Consider the following 21,316-nt stretch of genomic DNA (forward strand, 5'->3'; position numbering starts at 1 on the left):
AGCGCGTGACCCACTCCGCCGTCGACGTCATCGCCGCCAAGCGGGACCGCCACCGCCTCACGGACGAGCAGATCGACTGGGTCGTCGCCGCGTACACCCGCGGCGAGGTCGCCGACGAGCAGATGGCCGCCCTCGCCATGGCGATCCTGCTCAACGGCATGGACGACGCCGAGACGGCCCGCTGGACCCTCGCCATGATCGAGTCCGGCGAGCGGCTGGCGCTGCCGGACGTCGGCCGTCCGCTCGTCGACAAGCACTCCACCGGCGGGGTGGGGGACAAGCTCACCCTCCCGCTCGCGCCCCTGGTCGCGGCGTGCGGCGCCGCGGTCCCGCAGCTGTCCGGACGGGGGCTCGGCCACACCGGCGGCACGCTGGACAAGCTGGAGGCGATCCCGGGCTGGCGGGCCGAGCTGTCCCCGGACGAGATCGCGGCCCAGCTCGCCGAGGTCGGCGCCGTCGTCTGCGCGACCACGCCCTCCCTCGCCCCGGCCGACCGCAAGCTCTACGCCCTGCGCGACGTCACCGGCACCGTCGCCTCGATCCCGCTCATCGCCAGCTCGATCATGAGCAAGAAGATCGCCGAGGGGACCGGCGGACTGGTCCTCGACGTCAAGGTCGGCAGCGGCGCCTTCATGCGGACCCGCGACTCGGCGGAGGAGCTCGCGCGGCGCATGGTCGCGATCGGCGCGGCCCACGGCCTGCCGACGCGCGCGCTGCTCACCGACATGTCCGTGCCGCTCGGCCGTACCGTCGGCAACGCCCTGGAGGTCGCCGAGGCGGTCGAGGTCCTGCGCGGGGGCGGGCCGCGGGACGTCGTGGAGCTCACCCTGGCCCTCGCCCGCGCCATGCTCGGGCTCGCCGGGATCGACACCGACCCCGCGGAGGTCCTGGCCTCGGGCCGGGCGCTCGAGACGTGGGAGCGGATGATCGCGGCGCAGGGCGGCGATCCGGCGGCTCCGCTGCCGGCCGCGACGCATGTCGAGATCGTCGAGGCACCGGCCTCCGGCGTGCTGACCAGGCTCGACGCCCTCGCAGTGGGCACCGCGGCCTGGCGGTTGGGGGCCGGCCGGGCCCGCAAGGAGCACCCGGTCCACGCCGCGGCCGGGATACGCCTGCTCGTCGGGATCGGCGACCAGGCGCGGGCCGGGGAACCACTGCTCGAGCTGCACACCGACACCCCCGACGCGGTGCCGGGTGCCCGGGCCGCGCTCGCCGGCGGCGTCGCGATCGGGGACGAACCGGTCGACCGGGGCCCGCTGCTGCTCGGCGAGGTCGGTGACTGAGGTCCTTCGCGGGCAGCTTCCGGCCGTTTCCGCAGCTCACCGGGTCCCGGCGGCGCGGCGCGCCCGGGCGGGCCCGGCAGGAGGGATCGACGTCCGTCGGGCACCATGAGAGGGATGCGCGAGTACCGGAGCCCCAGCACGCAGGCTGGCACCCGTCCCGAGGACGTGCCCGGGGCTCCCGCGCGCGCGGAGCACGCCGCAGGGGAGCGGGAGGGCGAGGAGCCGCGCGGCACGCGGCCGCCCGCCCCCGAACCCGCACCGACCGGCCGCCTCCCGGACGGCCCGTCCGCTCCGGCCGAGCCGAACGGCCGCGGTCCCGACAATCCGCCGCCCGCTCCGACCGAGCCGAACGGCCTGCGCACGGGCGTCGTGACACATGACCGGTCCAGTGCGACGCCGCTCGACGACCCGGGCCGGCCCTCTGTGGGCTGGTTCGACAACCACCGCCTCGGCGATCCCCGCACCGGTACACGGCAGCCGGGCCCCGGCCGCCCGGAGAACGCCCTTCCGGGAGCTGCCGGCGCGCCGCATCCCGGAGCCGCCGGCGCGGGGCATCCCGGAGCCGCCGACGCGGCCCATCCCGGAGCCGCCGACGCGGCCCATCCCGGAGCCGCCGACGCGGCCCATCCCGGAGCCGCCGACGCGGCCCATCCCGGAGCGGCCGGCGCGGCGCATCCAGGAGCTGCCGGCGCGGCGCAACCCGGCCCGGGCCACGCCACCCCCGGCCGACCCGGCGGACGGTCGAGCTCGGGACGTCCCAGCGCGAGCCGGCCCGGCCTGCAGCGTCCGGGCGCCGCTCGACCCGGCGCGGCCCAACCCGGCCCCACCCAGCAGGATTCTGCCCAGCAGGGTTCTGCCCAGCAGGGTTCTGCTCCGGGGCCTGCTCAGCAGGGTTCTGCCCAGCAGGGTTCTGCCCAGCCCGGCCCTACCCAGCCCGGCGCCGCCCAGCCCGTCCCTCCTCGGTCCGGTTCTGGACCCTCCGGCCCTGCACGGTCCGGTCCCGCGCAGGCCGGCCCTGCTCAGCCCGGATCGGGCCAGCCCGCCCCGACCCCGCCCGGTCCACCCCTGCCCGGCCCGCCGGCGGCGGGTCCCCGTCCCGACCACTCGGCAGGACCGCCGCCCGGTGCCCCGCCTGCGCCGTGGCCGAACGCCCGCGAGCGGGCGGCGCGGCGCGAGGCCGCCCGGCGCGCCCCCGGCCGACCGGGCCCGGGGCCGCTCCCTCCGAACCCTCATGCGGACCCCCACCGCGCCGGCCCGCCGCCGCGGCCGGCGGGACCCGGACCCTGGCCGAACGCGGGCCCCGGGGGACCCCACCCACCCGACCTGGACGCGACCGCACCGGTTCACGGCGGCCCGGCCGGCGGCGGACCCGCTCATCCGGCCCGCCCCGGCGCGGTGATCCGCGGCCCGCAGCGCCGACCCGTCCCGCCGCCGTGGCAGCGGGTGCCCGGCGGCAACTTCGACGACCCCACCGAGCTGATGGCCCCGCTCGACCGGCCGACGGACGTGATCGCACCCGTCGACGGCGCCGGCAAGCCCAAACCGGAGCCCGGCCCGCCGAAGGGCCAGTCGCTCGCGCGGTCGAGCTCGATGATGGCGGTCGCGAACCTGGCCAGCCGGGTCACCGGCTTCCTGCGCCAGATCGCCCTGGCCGCGGTGCTGTCGTTCGGCCTGGTCAACAGCTCCTACACGATCGCGAACACGCTGCCGAACATCGTCTACGAGCTGCTCCTCGGCGGCGTGCTGACCAGCGTGATGATCCCGCTGCTGGTCCGCGCCCAGAAGGAGGACCCGGACGGCGGCGAGGCCTACACGCGTCGCCTGCTCACCATGGCCGGCGCGGCGTTGCTGGTCGCCACGGTGATCGCGATGCTCGCCGCGAAACCGCTGGTCGCGCTGTACATGGGCAGCCAGACCACGGAGAACGCGAATCCCGAGCTCGCGACGGCGCTGGCCGTCCTGCTGCTGCCGGAGATCTTCTTCTACGGCATCGGCGCGCTGTTCGGCGCGATCCTCAACAGCCGCGGGCGGTTCGGCGCGTTCGCGTGGGCACCCGTGCTGAACAACGTCGTCATGCTGGCGGTGCTCGTCGTCTACGCCCTGGTGCCCGGGGAGATCAGCCTCGACCCCGTGCGCATGGGCGACACGAAGCTGCTGGTGCTCGGCATCGGCACGACGCTGGGGATCGCGGTGCAGGCGCTCGTGATGCTGCCCGCGGTGCGGCGCGTGGGCATCCCGCTCAAGCCGCTGTGGGGTTGGGACCGGCGGCTCTCGTCGGCCGGCGGGCTGGCGCTGTGGGTGATCGGGTACGTGCTGGTCGGCCAGGCCGGCCTGATCGTCACCACCCGCGTCGCCACCGCCTCGGACCCCGGCGCCTACGCGATCTACTCCAACGCCTGGCTGCTGCTGCAGGTGCCGTACGGCGTGCTCGGGGTCTCGCTGCTCACCGCGCTGATGCCGCGGATGAGCCGGGCCGCGGCGGAGAACCGGTTCGACGACGTGGTGTCCGACCTCTCCCTCGGCAGCCGGCTGTCCACGGTCTTCCTGGTCCCGATCTCGGTGCTGCTGACCTTCTTCGGCACGGAGGTCGGGCTGGCGCTGTTCTCCCTCGGCGCCGGCAACGCGGGCGGCGGCGCGGCCCGGCTCGGCACGGCGCTGGCGTGGTCGGCGTTCGGCCTGCTCCCGTACGCCATCACGCTGCTGCAGCTGCGCGTGTTCTACGCGATGACGGACAGCCGCACGCCCACGTTGATCATGCTGGGGATCGTCGTCGTGAAGATCCCGCTGCTGCTGCTCTGCCCGGTGGTCCTGGCACCGGAGGATGTGGTGCTCGGCCTGGCCGCGGCCAACAGCTTCTCGTTCGTGGTCGGCGCGGTGATCGGGCAGTTCGTGATCGCTCGCCGACTCGGGCACGTCCGCAGCCGCGAGGTGCTCTCGACGCTCTGGCGGACCCTCGCGGCCTCCCTGGCCGCCGGGGTGGTGGCCTGGCTGGTCGGCCGGGCCGTCCAGGCCGGCGTCGGGAGCGGGTCCGCCGGCTCGGCCTGGCTGGTGCTGGCCGTGGCGCTCGTGGTCGCGACGCCGATCATGCTCGTCGGGATGAAGCTGCTGAAGCTGACCGAGCTCGACCCGCTCTGGCGCCGCCTCCCCGCCCGGCTCCGCCGCTGACCCCTCCGACGGCCCGACTGCAGTGCACGAACGGCGCTCTCGCTCATCAGGCCTGAGCGAGAGCGCCGTTCGTGCGTTCGGGGCCGGAAGGAGCGAGCGGCACCTTCGCTCCTAGGTGTGAGCGAGAGTGCCGTTCGCCTTCTCGTGCGTCCCGGGTCAGACCATCGGCTGCCGTGCGCGGTGCCGGGTGACGGGTTCGAAGTGCGACGGCGCGGCGACCTTCGGCAGCGGCCGCGTCTCGTCCTCGGCCGCCGCGCGCGGGGCACCCGCCCCGGTCAGCGCCCGCACCTCCATCTCGGCGTAGAGCCGGGCGTCGTCGGGGTCGCGCGGGCCGAACCAGGTGCCGAGCGCGCCCAGCAGGAACGACAGCGGGATGGAGACGATGCCCGGGTTGGCCAGCGGGAAGAACGCGAAGTCCGCGTCGGGCAGCATGGACGCCGGCGTCCCGGACACGGCCGGCGAGAACACGACCAGGACGACGGCCACCGCCATGCCGCCGTACATGCTCCACAGCGCGCCGGTGGTGGTGAACCGCCTCCAGAACAGCGAGTAGACCAGCGACGGCATGTTGGCCGAGGCGCCGACGGCGAACGCCAGCGCGACCAGCACCGCCACGTTCTGCCCGATCGCCACGATGCCGCCCAGGATGCCCAGCACGCCGACGACCAGCGCGGTCCGCCGCGCGACGCGCACCTCCTGCGCCGGCGCGGCCTTCCCGCGCTTGAGGATGTTGGCGTACACGTCGTGGGCGAAGGAGGCCGACGCGGTGATGGTCAGGCCCGCCACCACCGCGAGGATGGTCGCGAAGGCGACGGCGGCCACGAGGCCCAGGAGCAGCTCGCCGCCGAGCCGGAACGCGAGCAGCGGCGCCGCGGCGTTCGACGCCCCGGGCGCCTTCACGATCGTCTCCGGACCGACCAGCGCGGTGGCCGCGGTGCCGATGACCAGCACCATCAGGAAGAAGATGCCGATCAGCCAGATCGCCCACACGACCGACTTCCGCGCCTGCCTCGCGTCGGGGACGGTGTAGAAGCGCATCAGGATGTGCGGCAGGCTCGCCGGCCCGAGGACCGCGGCCAGCGACAGCGAGATGAAATCGATCTTCGACAGCTCGGTGCGGCCGTACTGCAGGCCCGGCCCGAGCACCTTGTCGCCCTGCGGGCTCGTCCCGGCCGCCTGGCCGAGGAGCGCGGAGACGTCGAAGCCGTGCCGGCCCAGCGCCCAGAAGGACAGCACGAGGCCGGTGACCATGAGGGCGCACGCCTTGAGGATCTGCACCCAGGTCGTGCCCTTCATGCCGCCGACCAGCACGTAGACGATCATCAGGCCGCCGACGACCGCGATCACCAGCGCCTGCCCGCCCTGGCCGGTGATCCCCAGCAACAGGGCGACGAGCCCGCCCGCGCCGGCGATCTGGGCGATCAGGTAGAGCACCGAGACCAGCAGCGTCGAGGTGGCGGCCGCGGCCCGGACCGGACGCCGGCGCAGCCGGAAGCTCAGGACGTCGCCCATCGTGAAGCGGCCGGTGTTGCGCAGCCACTCCGCGATCAGCAGCAGAGCGAACAGCCAGCCGACGAACGAGCCGATCGCGTAGAGCATGCCGTCGTAGCCGAAGACGGCGACCGTGCCGGCGATCCCGAGGAAGGCCGCCGCGGACAGGTAGTCGCCGGCCAGGGCCACGCCGTTCTGCGCGCCCGTGAAGGCGCGACCGCCGGTGTAGTAGTCCGCCGCCGTGCGGTTCGCGCGGCCGGCCCGGAAGACGACGACGAGGGTCAGCAGTACGAACGCACCGAACACCGTGACCGTGACCGTGGGACTGCCGAGGCCGCTCGGGACGGCGGCCTGGGCGAGTGGATTCGACACCATTGGCTCCTCCTGGGCCATATGGTGGATCAGCTTCGGGCGTCGAGTGTGCCCCGAATGGCTGTATGGCCCCGGGCTTCCAACGACGAGGTCACCGGGAGGTCACGCCGGGCTGTCGAAAGGGGGTAGCGGTCGCCCTCGATCGCGTACGCGATGTGCACGAACGGCGCTCTCGCTCAGTAGGTGTGAACGAACGGGCCGCTCGCCGGGCCGGAAACGCGAGGAGCCCCCGCCGCGGTGCGCGGCGGGGGCTGCCCGGGTGTCGAGGGTGGGCGCGACTCAGTCGTCCGGGTCGTCCGAGACGTCCGTGGCGGTGGCGTGGCCGTTGGAGGCGCTCTTCACCGTGGCGCGGCTGCGGGTCGACCGGCGCTGGGCCGGGCGCGGGGGCGGCGGCGGGGTCGGTGCCGGAGCACCGTGGCCGCGGCCGAGGATCAGCTCGGCGAAGGTGGCCATGGCCTCGTCGAGCTGGCCGGCGTTGCGCCGCTCGGACTCCTCGTTGGCCTTCGTGACGAGCGCGGTGACCGAGGTCGTGTCGGGGCGGGCCCGCAGCACGGAGTCGAGGTCGCCCAGCTTCCCGTCGACCGAGCTGCCCAGGGCGGCGATCTTCTCGTCGACCGCGCCGGTGAGCTCGCCGAGCCGCTCGCCCAGGCCCGTCTCGACGGCGTCGACCCGGCCGGCCACCGCCTCCAGCCGGCCCGCGAGGATCTCGAGCCGCTCGGCCAGCGAGTCGAGCGCCTCCGTCGGGTCGACGGCGGGCCGCCCGGCCAGGTCCTCGAGCCGGCGGTGCAGCCCGACACTGGTGTCGCCGAGCAGGTTGCGCACGCCCTCGTTGGACTCGTCCATCGCGCGCAGGGCGCCGTCGAGCTGCTCGCGGACCATCTTCTCGACGCCGTCGACGCGCTCCTTGATCGGCGTCGCGACCGCGTTGGGCATCGCGTCGAGGCGCATCTCGTGCCGGTCGAGGCGGTTGTCCAGGTCGTCGAGCCGCTTGTGCAGCCCGCCGAGCCGGTCGTCGAGCCCGTCCATCCGGCCGGAGACACCCTCGAGGCGCCCGGCCATGCCGTCGAGCCGGCCGTCGAGCTGGGCGAAGGGCTTGGCGAGCTTGTCCGGCAGGGCCTCGATGGCCCGGAGCACGGAGGCGAGCACTGCCTCCTGCGCGTCGACCTTCTGCACCGTCTCGTCGAGGCGCTCGGCAAGCACGCCGACCTCGGTCCGGTCCGGCAGCTCGGTGAGCCGCTTGCGGACGGTGCCCAGCGCGTCGAGGGCGGAGAGCCGCGCGTGGATCTCGTCGAGGGAGTCGAAGACCTGCTGCTGCTCGGAGTCGCGGATCTCGGCCGCGCGCATGAGCATGCCGCGCATCCGGTCGAACGACATCGTCGAGTTATCGCTCATTGGCGCCTGGTGCTTCCTGTGATCCGGATGGGGGAGCGGGGATCGCTGCCGTGAGGGTAGCGAGCCCGCGGACGCGCCTGACAGGGAGTCACCACTAGGCCGACCGGGTGGCACCCGACCGGCCTTGTTCGCCCGATCCGGCCTGGTCGCCGGCAGGTATACGGTGCGCGGGTGGTCGCCCCCCTGACACCGGACACCATCCGCACCGCGCCGAAGGTCCTGCTGCACGACCATCTCGACGGCGGCCTGCGGGCCGGGACCGTCGTGGACCTGGCCGACGCCGTCGACTACGACAGTCTGCCCACCCGCGATCCCGAGGAGCTCGCCGGGTGGTTCCTCGGCGCCGCCCACTCCGGCTCGCTGGAGCGCTACCTGGAGACCTTCGGGCACACGGTGGCCGTGATGCAGACCCGCGAGGCGTTGGTGCGGGTCGCGCAGGAGGCCGCGGAGGACCTGGCCGCGGACGGGGTGGTGTACGCGGAGGTCCGGTTCGCCCCCGAGCTGCACGTGGAGCGGGGCCTCGACCTCGACGGCGTCGTGCAGGCCGTGCTCGAGGGCTTCGAGCGGGGCTCGGCGGGCAGCGGGATCACGGTGCGCTGCCTGCTCACCGCGATGCGGCACGCCGCCCGCTCGCAGGAGATCGCCGAGCTCGCCGTGCGGTACCGGGACGCCGGCGTGGTCGGCTTCGACATCGCCGGCGCGGAGAAGGGCTTCCCGCCCACCCGGCACCTCGACGCGTTCGACTACGTCCGGCAGCAGAACGCGCACGTCACCATCCACGCCGGCGAGGCCTTCGGGCTGCCGTCGATCTGGGAGGCGCTGCAGTTCTGCGGGGCGGACCGGCTGGGCCACGGCGTCCGGATCGTCGACGACATCACCGTCCGGTCGGACGGGACCGCCGAGCTCGGCCGGCTCGCCGCCTGGGTGCGGGACATGCGGATCCCGCTGGAGATGTGCCCGACGTCGAACGTCCACACCGGCGCCGCGACGAGCCTCGCCGACCACCCCATCGGCCTGCTCCGCGACCTCCGCTTCCGCGTCACGGTGAACACGGACAACAGGCTGATGTCCGGCTGCTCCATGACGTCCGAGATGGGTGCGCTCGTCGACACCTTCGGCTGGGGGTGGGAGGACCTGCGCTGGCTCACGATCAACGCCATGAAGAGCGCGTTCCTGCACTTCGACAAGCGCCTGGCGATCATCGACGAGGTGATCAAGCCGGGCTACGACGCGCTCGTGGCATGAGCGCCGTGCCGATGGCATGAGCGAACGGCGCTCTCGCTCACTAGGAATGAGCGAGAGCGCCGTTCGTTCAGGTGTCAGCGGTGGTGGAGGCGGGCCTCGGTGGCGTGCACCAGCTCCCGCCAGCGCGCGGCCTCGGTGTCGAAGGGCGGGCTGGGCGCGAGCCGGGTCGGGTTGGGCCGGATCACGAAGGACACCAGCCAGCCCAGGCTCTCGGAGTCGGCCAGCGCGCGGGCCGGCTCGGGGTCGCCGGCCCACTCGCCGACGTCGAGGATCAGCTCGGTGGCCAGCTCCAGCTGGGTCGGATCGACCTGCAGGGTGCCCTCGGCGATGTCCTCGTCGATCCCGACCAGCACGTAGTCGTTGAGGTCGTCGACCACGACCTCGAGCTCGCCGACCGCGGCCTTGTCCAGGACCTCCTGCCACGTGGAGGCGGCGACCAGGTCGTTGTCGTCCTTGCCGCCGTCGGCCAGCCAGCGGGCGAGGGCCCGCTCGGAGTCGAACACGTCGACGCGCCCGCCCGAGCCGAGGAAGACCGGCTTGTCGTCGAGGTAGCAGCGCAGGGTGACCCACTGGCCCGCGGACGTGGTGATCCGGATCGGGTCGATCCCGATCTCCTCCCAGAACCCGACCGGGCCGTCCTCGGAGAGCGCGGCCTCGTCCTCGGCGACCTGCTCGGTGATCGCCTCCTCGTCGGCGCGCTCGCGGGCGGCCGCCTCGAGGGTCTCCTCGTCCGTGTCGTCGTCGGCGTCCGCGTCCAGGTCGAGCGCGTCCTCCGCCTCGGCGATCCGCGCGGCGAGGGCGGCCGCCTCCTTCTCGGCGCCGGCGAGCGCCCGGGCGTCGACCTGCGGGGTGGCGATCAGGGCGTCGAGCGCGTCGACGACCTCGTCCCAGTGGTCCTGCACGGTCTGGGCGAGCTGGGTCCACAGCCGCCGGCCCTCGCGCCCGGCGAACGGCAGGGTGCCCTGGTCGAGCAGCCCGAAGCCGGGGGCGGAGTCGAGGACGGCCGTGACCTCCTCGAGGTCGCAGACGTCGGCGAAGGACCGGACCATCGCGGTGATCTCGGCGAGCTCGCCGATCGTCCAGGTGTCCGGCTCCTCGGCGACCAGCTCGGGGACGCCGATCACGTCGTAGCGGCGGGTCTCCTCGGGGGTCAGCTCGGCGACGGTCAGCGTCGGCACGGCCGACCAGGCCGGGTGGTCGGCGAGGTCGTGCCCGGTCTCCGTACGGACGTACGCGGCGAGCTGCGCGACCTCCGGGAACGCGAAGACCGCGTCGTCGTCGCCCAGGAAGGCCTCCCACTCCTCGCCGTCCTCGCGCCACCGGGGCGCCCACAAGGTGACGAGGTCGCCCTCGGTGAGGGACAGCTGGATCGGGACGATGTCGCTTGCCACGCAGCGATGCTAGCGGCGTCGGCCGGGCGGGCGGACCGTGCGGGCCGACCGTCCGGGGCGGCCGCGCGGGCGGACCGCGGACCGGCCGGAGGGCGCCACGCGGGGAGGGATCGCCGACGGTCGGGTCCTTGGGGGAGCGCACCCGGTACGGGGCCGGGTCGTCGTCGCGGGGAGCGTCGGGGAGCGTGGTGCCGTGTCCGGCACGGCCGGCGTCGTGGCGACGGCCGGCGGGGCCGGGGACCGGGTGTGCCCGCCCGCGGGGCGGGCGGGCTGCCGGTGCCGGCCGGGGACGTCAGGTCGAGCTGTGCAGACGGACGACGCCCACCGTGACGTCCTCCAGACCGCCGCGGTCGAAGTCCCGACGCAGCTGGTCGGCCTTCACCGTCGCGGTCAGCCCGTCGAACGGCCCGTGCGCGTCCACCTCCCCGGTCTGCGGGTCGACGGCGAGCACCACGTACCCGTCGCACTGGGTGAGCTTCTCGGCGGCAGCCACCAGGGTCTGCTCGTCCGAAGTCGTGTTCTCCGGCACCGGATCACCTCCTTGTCACCTAGTACAGCGTCGGCGGTGGCTCCGGCGTGACAGTGTTCGTGCCATACCACCCGTTCGGGTCAGATAAATGGCACCTGTGGTCACGGCCGGTGCGGAGACCGGTGCGCTGGGCGCACGACTCAGTTGATCACTGGTGTCACCTCCGAGGGCCGGGCACGCGCCGTGACGGAGATCGGGCCGGAGAAATCGATCATGGTGTCTCGTGTGCCCACGGTGCCCGGGGGACCGGATCGGGGGTCGTCCGCGCGGTGCACCCGCGGTACCGCGGACGGCCGCAGGGGGCACCCGCGCGGGGACGCAGCGTGACGAAACCCGGGTTGTCCCCACCCGGTCCGGCGGGTGGTCGACGGGAACGGTGCGCCGGGCGTCTCTCGGCCGGGCCGGCCGCGCCGACCCCTCGACGCATCCTGGCACGGTGACCGCCGCCGATCCGGGAGGCGCGCGGTCGCCGGGGCCGCGGCCCCCGCCGCTACTGTCCGGCCCATGGACGTGCGGGTCGTCGACCATCCCCTGGCCAGGGCTCGGCTCACCACGATGCGCGACGCGCGCACGGACAACGCCGCCTTCCGGGCCGCGCTGCGCGACCTCACCCTGCTGCTGGTGGTCGAGGCGACCCGCGGGTTCGAGGTCGCGGACTTCCCGCTGCACACCCCCGTCGCCCGCACGACCGGGTACCGGCTGGCGAACCCGCCCGTGCTCGTGCCGGTGCTCCGCGCGGGGCTGGGCATGGTCGACGCCGCGCAGAGTCTGATCCCCGAGGCACAGATGGGGTTCGTCGGCGTGGCGCGGGACGAGCAGACCCACCGGCCCACCCCGTACATGGAGTCGCTGCCGGCCTCGCTCGTCGGCCGGCCGGTGTTCGTGCTCGACCCGATGCTCGCCACCGGCGGGTCGATGGTGCACACCGTGGAGCTGCTCACCGCCCGCGGCGCCGACGACGTCACCGCCGTCTGCGTGCTCGCCGCGCCGGAGGGCGTGCGCAGGCTGGAGGAGAGCGGACTGCCGGTCCGGCTGATCACGGCGGCGATCGACGAGCGGCTCAACGACTCGGCGTTCATCGTCCCGGGCCTCGGCGACGCCGGGGACCGCCAGTTCGGCGCGGTCTGACCCGGCTCAGGGCACGACGTTCTGGTTGGCGCGGAACACGTTGTCGGGGTCGAGGCGTCGCTTGAGCCCGACGAGCCGGGCGTGGTTGTCGCCGTAGGCGGCGCGGACCCGGTCGGGGCCCTCGGACCCGAGGTTGTTGACGTACACCCCCGCCTCGAGATGCGGTCGCATCGCCTCGGAGGCGGCGCGCGCCCAGGCGATGTTGCGGGGTGTGTCGGCGGGGTCGGGCCACTGCGCGAGGACAAGGAAGTCGTACTGCGGCGCCCGGTGCGGGAAGGCGGTCGCCCGCGGGGCGACCCGCGCCGCGGCACCGCGCAGCCCCTGCAGGCCGATCCCGCTGTCGCCGGGCGGCATCGCCTCGGCGACCTGGAGCAGGGTGCCGATCGCGGCGTCGGTGAGGTGCCGGAGGTAGGCCGAGCGCCAGTAGTGCCGCCGGCCAGGCGGGTATCCGGCGTCGGGCACCCGCTGCCAGTCGGCGAAGGGCTGCTCGGCGACGGTGTCGAGGTCGGGCCGCAGCCGGCGCAGCGGGCGCAGGACGGGACCGGCCGCCTCGGGCGCACCGCACCAGCACAGCGCGATCGTCAGCACCGGGCGGCCGGACGGTCCCCGGGCCAGGGACACCGCCGTCGCGAGCTCGTCGGGTGCGCCGGCGACGAGGTCGTCGTGCGCGCGCAGGACCTCGCCCGCCGCCTCCCACGGGAAGCCGAGCGCTCCGGCCGTCACGGTGTCCACCGGGTGCAGCCGGTAGGTGAAGGTGGTGACCACACCGAAGTTGCCGCCGCCGCCCCGCAGTCCCCACAGCAGGTCGTCGTCGACGCCCTCGAACACCGTGCCGTCCGCGGTGACCATCTCGGCGTCGATCAGGTTGTCGCAGCTCAGGCCGTACTTGCCGGCCAGCCAGCCGAGGCCGCCGCCGAGCGTGAGGCCCGCGATCCCGGTCCCGGACATCACACCGAGGGGCGTCGCGAGGCCGAAGGCCCGCGTGGCGCCGTCGAGGTCGCCGAGGAGCGCCCCGCCCCGGGCGCGGGCTCTGCGCGCCGCGGGGTCGACCTCCACCGAGCGCATCGGGGACAGGTCGAGCATCAGCCCGCCCTCGCACACGGCGGTGCCCGCGACGTTGTGTCCGCCGCCGCGCACGGACAGGGCGAGCCCGTGCTCGCGCGCGTGGAGGACGCCGCGGGCGACGTCGCCCGGTTCCCGGCATCGGACGATCGCCGCCGGCCGCCGGTCGATCATGCCGTTGAACACCGTGCGGGCCCGGTCGTAGCCCGCGTCGCCGGGCCACAGCACCGTGCCCGTCAGAGCGTCCGTCCTCGTCATCGCCCCTCCCCGTCCTGGTCGACCGAGAGTGGCGGCCCCGGCTAATCGCCGGCTCACTCCGCGATCGCGGCCCGTAGTGCGGCGGCCTCCGCGACCAGGCGCGCTCCCCGCTCCGGGTCCAGGCCCGCCAGACCCTCGAGCGCCGCGGCCCGGCCGGCCCGGTGCCCGATGCGGCCGAACAGCTCCAGCGCCGTGCCGAAGGCGTCCCGGGCCCGTCCGGGATCCGTCGCGACGCGGCCGGCCAGGAGTGCAGCCGACGCCTCGCCCTCCCGGTAGCCGACCGTGCGGTACTCCGCGAGCGCCGCGTCGACGAGCCGCGCCGCCTCCGCCGGCGATCCCCAGCGGTGCTCCACGGAGGCGAGGACGTCGAGCGCGAGGCCGCGGGCCAGGGGCTCGCCGAGACCGTCGGCGCGGGCCAGGGCGCGCAGGGCGAGCGTGCGCGCGTCGTCCTCCGCGCCGCGGTCGCGGTGCAGCCGCGCCAGCTGCGCCTCCTCCAACGCCGCCCGCCACCCGTCGCCGCCGCGCAGGGACGCCGCGACGGCCACCTCGTACAGCCCGCGCGCCTCGCCGAGCCGCCCGTGCGCCCACGCCACGGTGGCGGCCATCGCGAGCGCATCGCCCTCCCACCCCGGCTCTCCGCAGGCGCGGGCCAGGTCCCGCTGCTCCGCGACGAGGGGCACGGCCCGGCCGAACTCGGCGCGGCCGACGTGGAAGAGGACGGCGGCCGAGAGGAGCGGGAGACGACGCCGCGGCGCCGTCACGGCGGCGAGACCGGCGTACGCCCGGCGCAGGCCCTCCTCCCGTGTCCCGCGCAGGTCCCAGTAGTGCCACAGACCTGCCACGAGACGCGCCCCCGTGTCCGGGTCCGCCTCGAACGCCAGGTCGAGCGCCGCCCGCCAGTTCTCCCGCTCGCGGTGCAGGCGGTCCAGCCACGCGGCGGCGTCCGGCCCGAAGAGATGCTCCGACGCCTCCTCGACGAGCCCCAGGTAGTACCCGGCGTGGCGGCGGCGCAGCGCCTCGGGTTCCCCGCAGCCGTCGAGGCGCTGGGCGGCGAATGCCCGGGTCGTGGCCAGCAGCCGGTACCGCCCGCCCTCCAGCTGGACGGTGCTGGCCGTGACGAGCCGGTCGAGCAGCGCGGCCACCTCCGCGGCCGCGGGGGCCCCGGATCCGGCGACGGCCTCCGCCGCGGGCAGGTCGAAGCCGGCGGGGAAGACCGTGAGCCGGGCGAGCAGCCGCCGTGCGGGCGGGGCGAGCAGGTCGTGACTCCAGGCGAGGGTCGCGGCGAGGCTGCGATGGCGCGGGTCCGTGCTGCGGCCCGTGAGCAGGGCCGACGACGCGGCCAGCCGGGCGGCGAGGTCGGGCAGGGCGAACGAGCGCGTGCGCGCCGCGGCGAGCTCGAGCGCCAGCGGCAGGCCGTCGAGCCGGCGACAGACGTCGAGCACGAGCCCGCTGTCGGTCGCGGTGCCGGGCCGGGCCCGGGCGGTGAACAGCCGCACCGCCTCGCAGTCCGCCGCGGCCCGTGGGTCCGCGTCCTGCGCGGCCAGCCCCATGGGCGGCAGGACGTAGACCTGCTCGCCCGGCACGCGCAGCGCCTCCCGGCTGGTCAGCAGGAGGCGGGCACCGGTCCGTTCGACCAGGCCCAGGCAGCCGTCGAGCACGTGCTCGCAGTCGTCGAGCAGCACGAGGTCGTCCCGGCCGTCGAGTGCGTCGCGAAGTGCGGTGAGTGGGGTCGAGCCCGGGCCGCCCCGCACACCGAGGGCGTCCGCCACACGCTCGGGCACCTCGGCCGGGTCGGTGACGGGGAGGAGGTCGACGAGGTGGACCGGCACGCCCAGCCCGCGCGCGACCTCCGCGGCCAGGCGGGTCTTGCCGACCCCGCCAGGGCCGGTCACGGTGACCACCCGGTGCGCCGCCAGGAGGGTGGCCAGCTCCCGCCGCTCCCGGTCGCGGCCCACGAAGCTGCTCATCGGCGCGGGCAGGGTGCCCCGGACCGGGGAGCGCAGCTCGAGCTCCGCGGCCTGCCCCAGGATCGCCGCCTCCAGCCGGGCGATCTGCCGCCCGGGCTCCAGGCCGAGTTCCTCGCAGAGCAGGGCACGCAGTCGGCGGGCGGCGGCCAGCGCGTCGGCCTGCCGGCCGCTGCGGTACAGCGCGAGCATCAGCAGCGCGGTCGTCCCCTCGCGGAGCGGGTCCTCGGCGACCCGGCGTTCCAGCGCGGCGAGGATCTCGCGGTGTCGGCCCAGCGCGAGCTCGGCCTCGTCCCGCAGGTCGGCGCAGTCGATGCGGAGCCGGTCGAGGCGGGCGGCGGCGTCGCGGGCGAACGGGCGGCCCACGTCGTGCAGCGCCGGGCCGCGCCAGAGCGCGAGCGCGGTGGTCAGGGCCGCCGCGGCGCGCGCGGGCGGGGCACGGTGGCCCTCGGCGAGCAGCCGTTCGAAGCGGTCCGCGTCGATGCGGCCGGGTCCGCGGACGTACCCGTCGCCACGGCTCAGGATCGCCCCGCGCCCCAGGCTCGTACGAATGCCCGAGACGGCGGAGTGCACCATCGTCGCGGCGGTCGGCGGCGGGACGTCGTCCCAGATCCGGTCGGCGAGCTCGGCGACGGTCAACGGGAGACCGTCGGCGAGCAGGAGGGCCGCGAGGACGGCCCGGCGGCGTGGCGAGCCGAGCGGCCGCGGCACACCGGCCCCGTCGAGGACGCGGACCGGCCCGAGGATGCCGAACTCGGCCGTGCCGTCGGCCGTGCACCCGTCCATCCGCTCACCTCGCCCGCGGGCCGTCCGGAGAGGGTCCCGTCCGGGAGGGGGCGGGGCAAGGTCGGGGCCCGCCTCCTACGCCCGCCAGCCGTCGACGACCGCGCGCAGCACCGCCGGGAACCCCTTGGCCGGGTCGTCGACCGCGTCGGGCGTGTGCGCGTGCAGCTGGATCGTCACCAGCCCGTGCAGTGCCGACCACAGTCCGAGCGCGACGGTGGGCGGGTGGGCGTCGTGCCGCAGCACCTTCGCGTCGACGGCCCGCTCGACGGCCTCCACGAGCGGGGTGAAGGCGGCCTCCTGCAGCTCGCGGGACTCGGCGTCGAGCCGGCCGCGGTCGAACATCGCGTCGTAGAGGTGCGGGTCGTGCAGGGCGTCGGACCGGTAGGCCTCGCCGAGCGCGACGAGCTGCTCGGCGGGGTCGTCCACGGGCGGGACCGCCGCGAGGGTCCGGCGCAGCCGCCGGAACGCGTCGTCGACCAGGGACTTGACCAGGCCGGGCTTGCCGCCGAAGAGCGCGTACACCGCCGTGGTCGACGTGCCGACGTCGGCGGCCAGGGTGCGCAGCGACAGCCCGCTCACCCCGTGTGCGCTCAGCAGCTCCCCCGCGCGGGCGCGCAGCTTGGCGCGCAACACGTCGTCGTGGACCTTCGGGCGGGGCACCGGCGGAGGCTACCTCCGATCCCGGGGGGTACGCCCGCTCGCGCGAGGGTCACGGCCCGGACACGGGCACGTGACGAATCCATGACGGCGGGTACGTAACGCCGGACACCGCTCGGGAGATCTCCACGTGGGTCCCGCGCCGGAGGGCGGCGCGTGTCCGGTCGGGAGGACGGCATGCGCGCCAGGGTCGGGGGGCTCCGGTGGCGGCGGGTTCCGCTGCAGCTCAGCGCACTGCTCGTCGCGGGCCTGGTGGTGGCCGGGATCCCGGCCGACGACGGCGCCCCGGCGGCCGGTGTGCGCACCGCCGGCGAGGGCGCCGGGCCGACCGCGACGCTGCGGGTGATGCCGCTGGGCGCGTCGAGCACCGAGGGCGTCGGCAGCCCCGCCACCGCCGGGTACCGCGCGCCGCTGTTCGCCGAGCTGACCGCGGACGGCATCCGCGTCGACTACGTGGGATCGCGGCGCACCGGCCCGGCCGGGATGGCCGACCCGGACAACGAGGGCCACTCGGGCTGGACGCTGGAGCAGATGATCCCGCAGGTCGGGGCGTGGGTCGCCGAGGCGGACCCGGACGTCGTGCTGCTGCACATGGGCACCAACGACGTGAACTCCGGCGCCAGGGGGACCGTCGCCGCCGCCCGGCTGGACCGGCTGCTCGACGAGGTCTTCGTCGCCGCGCCGCAGACGCACGTGATCGTCGCGGGGGTCTGGGCACCGCTGACCGCCCGTGCCAAGGAGCGGGCGGAGCTGGCCCGGCTGACGCCCGGCGTCGTCGCGCGCCACCGGGAGCTCGGCCGGTCCGTGGAGTTCGTGGACACCTCGGCGCTGCTGGCGCCCGGCGACTTCGTCGACGGGCTGCACGCCAACGCCGGCGGCTACCGCAAGATCGCCGCGATGTGGACCACGGAGGTCGAGGGCTGGCTGGCGCAGCGGCGGGCCGCCCCGATCCGGCCCGTGTCCGCGCTCGCTCGCTGAGCCCGGGCACCCCTCACCCGCCGTGGCCGCTCACTCCATGAGCCCGGCGGCGACCGTCGCGCCGAGCTCCCAGCACGCCTCCAGCGCCGCCTTGTCGGGTGCCCCCATGACCTCCACCGGCGCGGCCACCTGCTCCCAGCCCATGCCCGCGGCGATCGCGCCGACGGCCTTCACCGCACCCTCCACACCCTGGTTGCCGTGCACGTACAGGCCGTACGGGAGCTTGCGGGTGTCGTCGGCGCAGACGTAGTAGACCTGGTCGAAGAAGTGCTTCAGCGCCCCGGACATGTAGCCGATGTTCGCGGGCGTGCCGAGCACCACGCCGTCGGCCTCGAGCAGGTCCGAGGCGGTCGCGGCCAGCGCCGCCCGGCGGCGCACCTCCACCCCGGTGATCTCGGGGTCGCTCGCGCCGCGCACCACCGCGTCGAGCAGCTCCTGGGTGGCGGGCGAGGGCGTGTGGTGGACGATCAGCAGGACTGCCACGCCGACCGTCCTACCCGATGAGCGCCGTGATCTCCTCCCGGAGTGCCGCCATCCGCTCGTCGGCGCGGGCGCGGGCGGCGTCCAGGTCCGCCGTGGGCGGCTCGACGACCTCCAGATAGGCCTTCAGCTTCGGCTCGGTGCCCGAGGGGCGCACGACGACCCGCGCCGCCGCGCCCAAGGCCGCCTCGGCACGCCCCGCCTCCGGCCGCCGCAGCCGCAGGACGTCCGGGGCGGGCCGGTCGGCGGCCCAGCCCGCCGGCGGCGAACCGGCCAGCCGGGCCATCACGGCGTCGCGCTCCTGGGGCGCCATTCGCAGCGAGATCCCCACCGTGCGGTGCACGCCGTGGGCGCGGGAGAGCTCGTCGAGCCGGTCGAGCAGGGTCTGCCCGGTCGCCTTCAGGCGAGCCGCGAGATCGGCGGCGACCACGGCCGCGGCGATGCCGTCCTTGTCCCGCACGGCCTCCGGGTCCACGCAGTACCCGAGGGCCTCCTCGTAGCCGTAGACGAGGCCGGGACCGGCCCGGACGATCCACTTGAAACCGGTCAGCGTCTCGGCGGCCGGGGCGCCGTGCGCGGCGGCGACCTTCGCCAGCATCGAGCTCGACACCACGGTCGTCGCGACGAGGCCGGTCCGGCGGCGCAGCAGGTGGTCGCCGAGCAGCACGCCCGTCTCGTCGCCGGTGAGCATGCGCCAGCCGGCCGGGGTGGGGACGCCGAGGGCGCACCGGTCCGCGTCGGGGTCCAGGGCGACCGCGAGGTCGGCGCCCTCCCGCTCGGCCAGGGCCAGCAGCAGGTCCGTGGCGCCGGGCTCCTCCGGGTTCGGGAAGTCCACGGTCGGGAAGTCCGGGTCCGGCGCGGCCTGCTCGGGCACCACGTGGACGTCAGCGAACCCGCTGCGCGCCAGCGCGTGCACCGCCGTGGCGCCGCCGACGCCGTGCATCGGGGTGAGCGCGATCCGGAGGGCCGTCGTCGCCGTGCCCGGCCCGGCGACCCGGTCGAGGTACTCCTCGCCGACGTCGTCGACGGTCGTCGGGCCGTCCGCCGGGATCGCGACGGCGGCGGGAGCGGCGCCGATCGCGGCCTCGATCTCGGCGTCGGCCGGCGAGACGAGCTGGGCCCCGGCGGCGTCGCCGACGCCCTCGCCGAGGTAGACCTTGTAGCCGTTGTCCTGAGGCGGGTTGTGCGACGCGGTGATCTGCACCCCGGCCGCCGCGCCCCGCCGCTGCACGGCGAACGCGAGCAGTGGGGTCGGGGTTGGCCCCGGCAGGACGTGCACGGTGAACCCGGCGGCGGCCAGCACCCCGGCGGCCTCGCGGGCGAACGCCGCGGACCCGTGCCGTGCGTCCCGCCCGACGACGACCGTGCGGCCCAGCGCGCCGTGCGCGACCAGCCAGGCGGCCAGGCCGGCGGTGGCGCGGCGGACCACGGCGACGTTCATGCCCGCCGGGCCCGCCCGGACCGGGCCGCGCAGCCCCGCGGTGCCGAAACGCAGGGGCCCCGAGAGTGCCTCGGCCAACGGGGCGCTGTCGCCGCCGGCCATCGCGTCGACCAGGAGTTCCTGCAGCTCGGCGCGGGTGGCGGGGTCGGGGTCGTCGGCGATCCAACGCATCGCCGCGTCCCGCAGCGCGGGGTCGAGGCCCATGTCAGGCGCGCGCGACCAGCTCGCGCAGCAGCTCGCCCATCCGGGTCGCCGAGGCGCGGCCCGCCTCGAGGACCTCCTCGTGGTCGAGCGGCCGGCCGGTCATCCCGGCGGCGAGGTTCGTGACGAGCGACAGACCGAACACCTCGACGCCCTCGGCCCGCGCCGCGATGGCCTCCAGCACCGTCGACATGCCCACGAGGTCGGCGCCGAGCGTGCGCAGCATCCGGATCTCCGCGGGCGTCTCGAAGTGCGGGCCGGGCAGCCCGGCGTACACGCCCTCCTCGAGCGACGGGTCGATCTCGCGCGCGAGCTTGCGCAGCCGGACCGAGTACAGATCGGTGAGGTCGGTGAACCGCGGCCCGACCAGGGGCGAGCGGGCCGTGAGGTTGAGGTGGTCGCTGATCAGGACCGGCTGCCCCACCGACATGCCCTCGCGGATCCCGCCGGCCGCGTTGGTCAGCACCACCGTGTGGCACCCGGCGGCGGCCGCCGTCCGGACCCCGTGCACCACGGCCTCGACCGGGTGCCCCTCGTACCCGTGGGTGCGGCCGAGCAGCACCAGGACCTTGCGGTCGCCGAGGGTCAGCGTGCGGACCGTGCCGCCGTGCCCCTCGACGGCGGGCGGGACGAAGCCCGGCAGCCCGGCCATCGGCACGTCCGGGCCGGTGCCGATCACGTCCGCGGCCGGGCGCCAGCCGGAGCCGAGGACCACCGCGACGTCGTGCCGCTCCACCCCGGTCGCGTTCGCCAGCGCCTGCGCCGCCTCGCTCGCGATGCTCATGCGCGCAGACTACGGGCGATCATCCGGCGGCCGGTGCCGCGAAGGTCGTGGCGAGCGCGGTGAACAGCGCGTCGGACCGCTCGCCCGCGCGGTCCGCCGGCACGGTCAGCGACAGGGCCCACAGGCCGCCGTCGGCCGCGGGCAGCGTGCGCAGGACGGTCGCGCGCTCCTGGGGGCCCTGGGTGGTCGTGTACCGGATCTCGTCGACGCCGGCGGCGGCCCCGGCGACGGGCTCGGCCGGGCCCGCGTCGACGGCGTCCACCCCGAGGTGCGCGGGCGTGAGACCTGCGGTGATCTCCTCCTCGGACCCGGCCCGCCACACCGCGAGCGCCTCGGAGCCGTCGGCCGAGACGAAGCGCACGACGGGATCGGACCGGTACTGCGCCCAGTTCGACGGCACCGCGAGGCTCCAGCCGGCCGGGTCGGTGTGCACGGTCGTGGGGCTGCGGTCGGTCGTGACCGTGACGGTCGAGGCCGGGGACTGCCCGGCGAGCGAGCGGACGACCGAGTACCCGCCGGCGGCGCCGAGCAGCACGAGCAGCGCGCCGGCGACGGCCAGGGGCAGGGCCCAGCGGGTCGGCAGGGCGGCCGTCGCGCCCCCGACCGGCGCGTCCGAGCCCGTCGCGGACCGGACCGGTGGCCGGACCGGGGCGTGCGCGCCCGTCGGGGTGGGCAGCGGGCCGAGCGCCGCGCCCAGGCCGCCGAGCGC

General features: G+C 75.7%; 15 protein-coding genes and 1 pseudogene. 5 read left to right on the top strand and 11 right to left on the bottom strand.

Features of this window, described 5'->3' with window-relative positions; translation table 11 throughout:
• Window positions 1-5: 5 nt before the first annotated feature.
• Both ABD990_RS30160 and murJ read left to right on the top strand, forming a co-directional pair.
• Window positions 6-1,283 carry a thymidine phosphorylase gene (locus ABD990_RS30160; protein WP_345384178.1) on the top strand — a complete coding sequence of 426 codons (1,278 nt, stop codon included), beginning with the start codon at window positions 6-8 and terminating at the stop codon, window positions 1,281-1,283.
• Window positions 1,284-2,678: 1,395 nt separating this feature from the next.
• Entirely contained in the window at window positions 2,679-4,448 is a 1,770-nt protein-coding gene (murJ, locus tag ABD990_RS30165; protein ID WP_345384179.1) for a murein biosynthesis integral membrane protein MurJ, read from the top strand.
• Window positions 4,449-4,604: 156 nt separating this feature from the next.
• Here the strand turns inward: murJ and ABD990_RS30170 are convergent, their stop codons facing one another.
• Window positions 4,605-6,314 (bottom strand): solute symporter family protein, encoded by a 1,710-nt coding sequence (locus tag ABD990_RS30170; protein ID WP_345384180.1) that lies wholly within the window; start codon window positions 6,312-6,314, stop codon window positions 4,605-4,607.
• A gap of 276 nt (window positions 6,315-6,590) precedes the next feature.
• Entirely contained in the window at window positions 6,591-7,703 is a 1,113-nt protein-coding gene (locus tag ABD990_RS30175; protein ID WP_345384181.1) for a PA containing protein, read from the bottom strand.
• A 171-nt stretch (window positions 7,704-7,874) separates the two neighbouring features.
• Between ABD990_RS30175 and ABD990_RS30180 the strand changes: the two genes are divergently transcribed.
• Window positions 7,875-8,948: an adenosine deaminase gene (locus ABD990_RS30180; protein ID WP_345384182.1), complete on the top strand. Its 1,074-nt coding sequence runs from the start codon at window positions 7,875-7,877 to the stop codon at window positions 8,946-8,948.
• A gap of 74 nt (window positions 8,949-9,022) precedes the next feature.
• Here ABD990_RS30180 and ABD990_RS30185 read toward each other — a convergent pair whose 3' ends face one another.
• Together ABD990_RS30185 and ABD990_RS30190 are read right to left on the bottom strand one after the other, a co-directional pair.
• Window positions 9,023-10,339, bottom strand: a complete 1,317-nt coding sequence (locus ABD990_RS30185) for a primosomal protein (protein ID WP_345384183.1) — start codon at window positions 10,337-10,339, stop codon at window positions 9,023-9,025.
• A gap of 292 nt (window positions 10,340-10,631) precedes the next feature.
• Window positions 10,632-10,868, bottom strand: a complete 237-nt coding sequence (locus ABD990_RS30190; protein WP_037046372.1) for a hypothetical protein — start codon at window positions 10,866-10,868, stop codon at window positions 10,632-10,634.
• Window positions 10,869-11,372: 504 nt separating this feature from the next.
• Here ABD990_RS30190 and upp point away from each other — a divergent pair.
• Entirely contained in the window at window positions 11,373-11,996 is a 624-nt protein-coding gene (gene upp, locus ABD990_RS30195) for a uracil phosphoribosyltransferase (protein WP_345384184.1), read from the top strand.
• Between the two features lie 6 nt (window positions 11,997-12,002).
• On the opposite strand, the gene ABD990_RS30200 is transcribed toward upp, so the two are convergent.
• From ABD990_RS30200 to ABD990_RS30210, 3 genes are all read right to left on the bottom strand, one after another.
• Entirely contained in the window at window positions 12,003-13,316 is a 1,314-nt protein-coding gene (locus tag ABD990_RS30200) for an FAD-binding oxidoreductase (RefSeq protein ID WP_345384185.1), read from the bottom strand.
• 53 nt (window positions 13,317-13,369) lie between these two features.
• Complete coding sequence (locus ABD990_RS30205) at window positions 13,370-16,066, bottom strand: ATP-binding protein (protein ID WP_345384186.1); 2,697 nt, start codon at window positions 16,064-16,066, stop codon at window positions 13,370-13,372.
• A gap of 75 nt (window positions 16,067-16,141) precedes the next feature.
• Window positions 16,142-16,726, bottom strand: coding sequence for a TetR/AcrR family transcriptional regulator (locus tag ABD990_RS30210; protein WP_345384187.1), 585 nt, complete (start codon window positions 16,724-16,726; stop codon window positions 16,142-16,144).
• A 174-nt stretch (window positions 16,727-16,900) separates the two neighbouring features.
• Here ABD990_RS30210 and ABD990_RS30215 point away from each other — a divergent pair, with 174 nt between their 5' ends.
• Window positions 16,901-17,701, top strand: a complete 801-nt coding sequence (locus ABD990_RS30215) for an SGNH/GDSL hydrolase family protein (protein WP_345384188.1) — start codon at window positions 16,901-16,903, stop codon at window positions 17,699-17,701.
• Window positions 17,702-17,731: 30 nt separating this feature from the next.
• Here ABD990_RS30215 and ABD990_RS30220 read toward each other — a convergent pair whose 3' ends face one another.
• The 4 genes and pseudogenes from ABD990_RS30220 to ABD990_RS30235 all read right to left on the bottom strand — a co-directional run.
• Entirely contained in the window at window positions 17,732-18,184 is a 453-nt protein-coding gene (locus ABD990_RS30220; RefSeq protein WP_345384189.1) for a flavodoxin family protein, read from the bottom strand.
• 10 nt (window positions 18,185-18,194) lie between these two features.
• Complete coding sequence (locus ABD990_RS30225) at window positions 18,195-19,826, bottom strand: phospho-sugar mutase (RefSeq protein WP_345384190.1); 1,632 nt, start codon at window positions 19,824-19,826, stop codon at window positions 18,195-18,197.
• Between the two features lies 1 nt (window position 19,827).
• On the bottom strand, window positions 19,828-20,607 hold the full coding sequence (locus ABD990_RS30230; RefSeq protein ID WP_345384191.1) for a purine-nucleoside phosphorylase: 780 nt from the start codon (window positions 20,605-20,607) through the stop codon (window positions 19,828-19,830).
• Window positions 20,608-20,626: 19 nt separating this feature from the next.
• Window positions 20,627-21,316: pseudogene (locus tag ABD990_RS30235) on the bottom strand (hypothetical protein); the annotation flags it as partial.

This window comes from Pseudonocardia yuanmonensis, from assembly GCF_039542425.1.
Lineage (GTDB): Bacteria > Actinomycetota > Actinomycetes > Mycobacteriales > Pseudonocardiaceae > Pseudonocardia > Pseudonocardia yuanmonensis.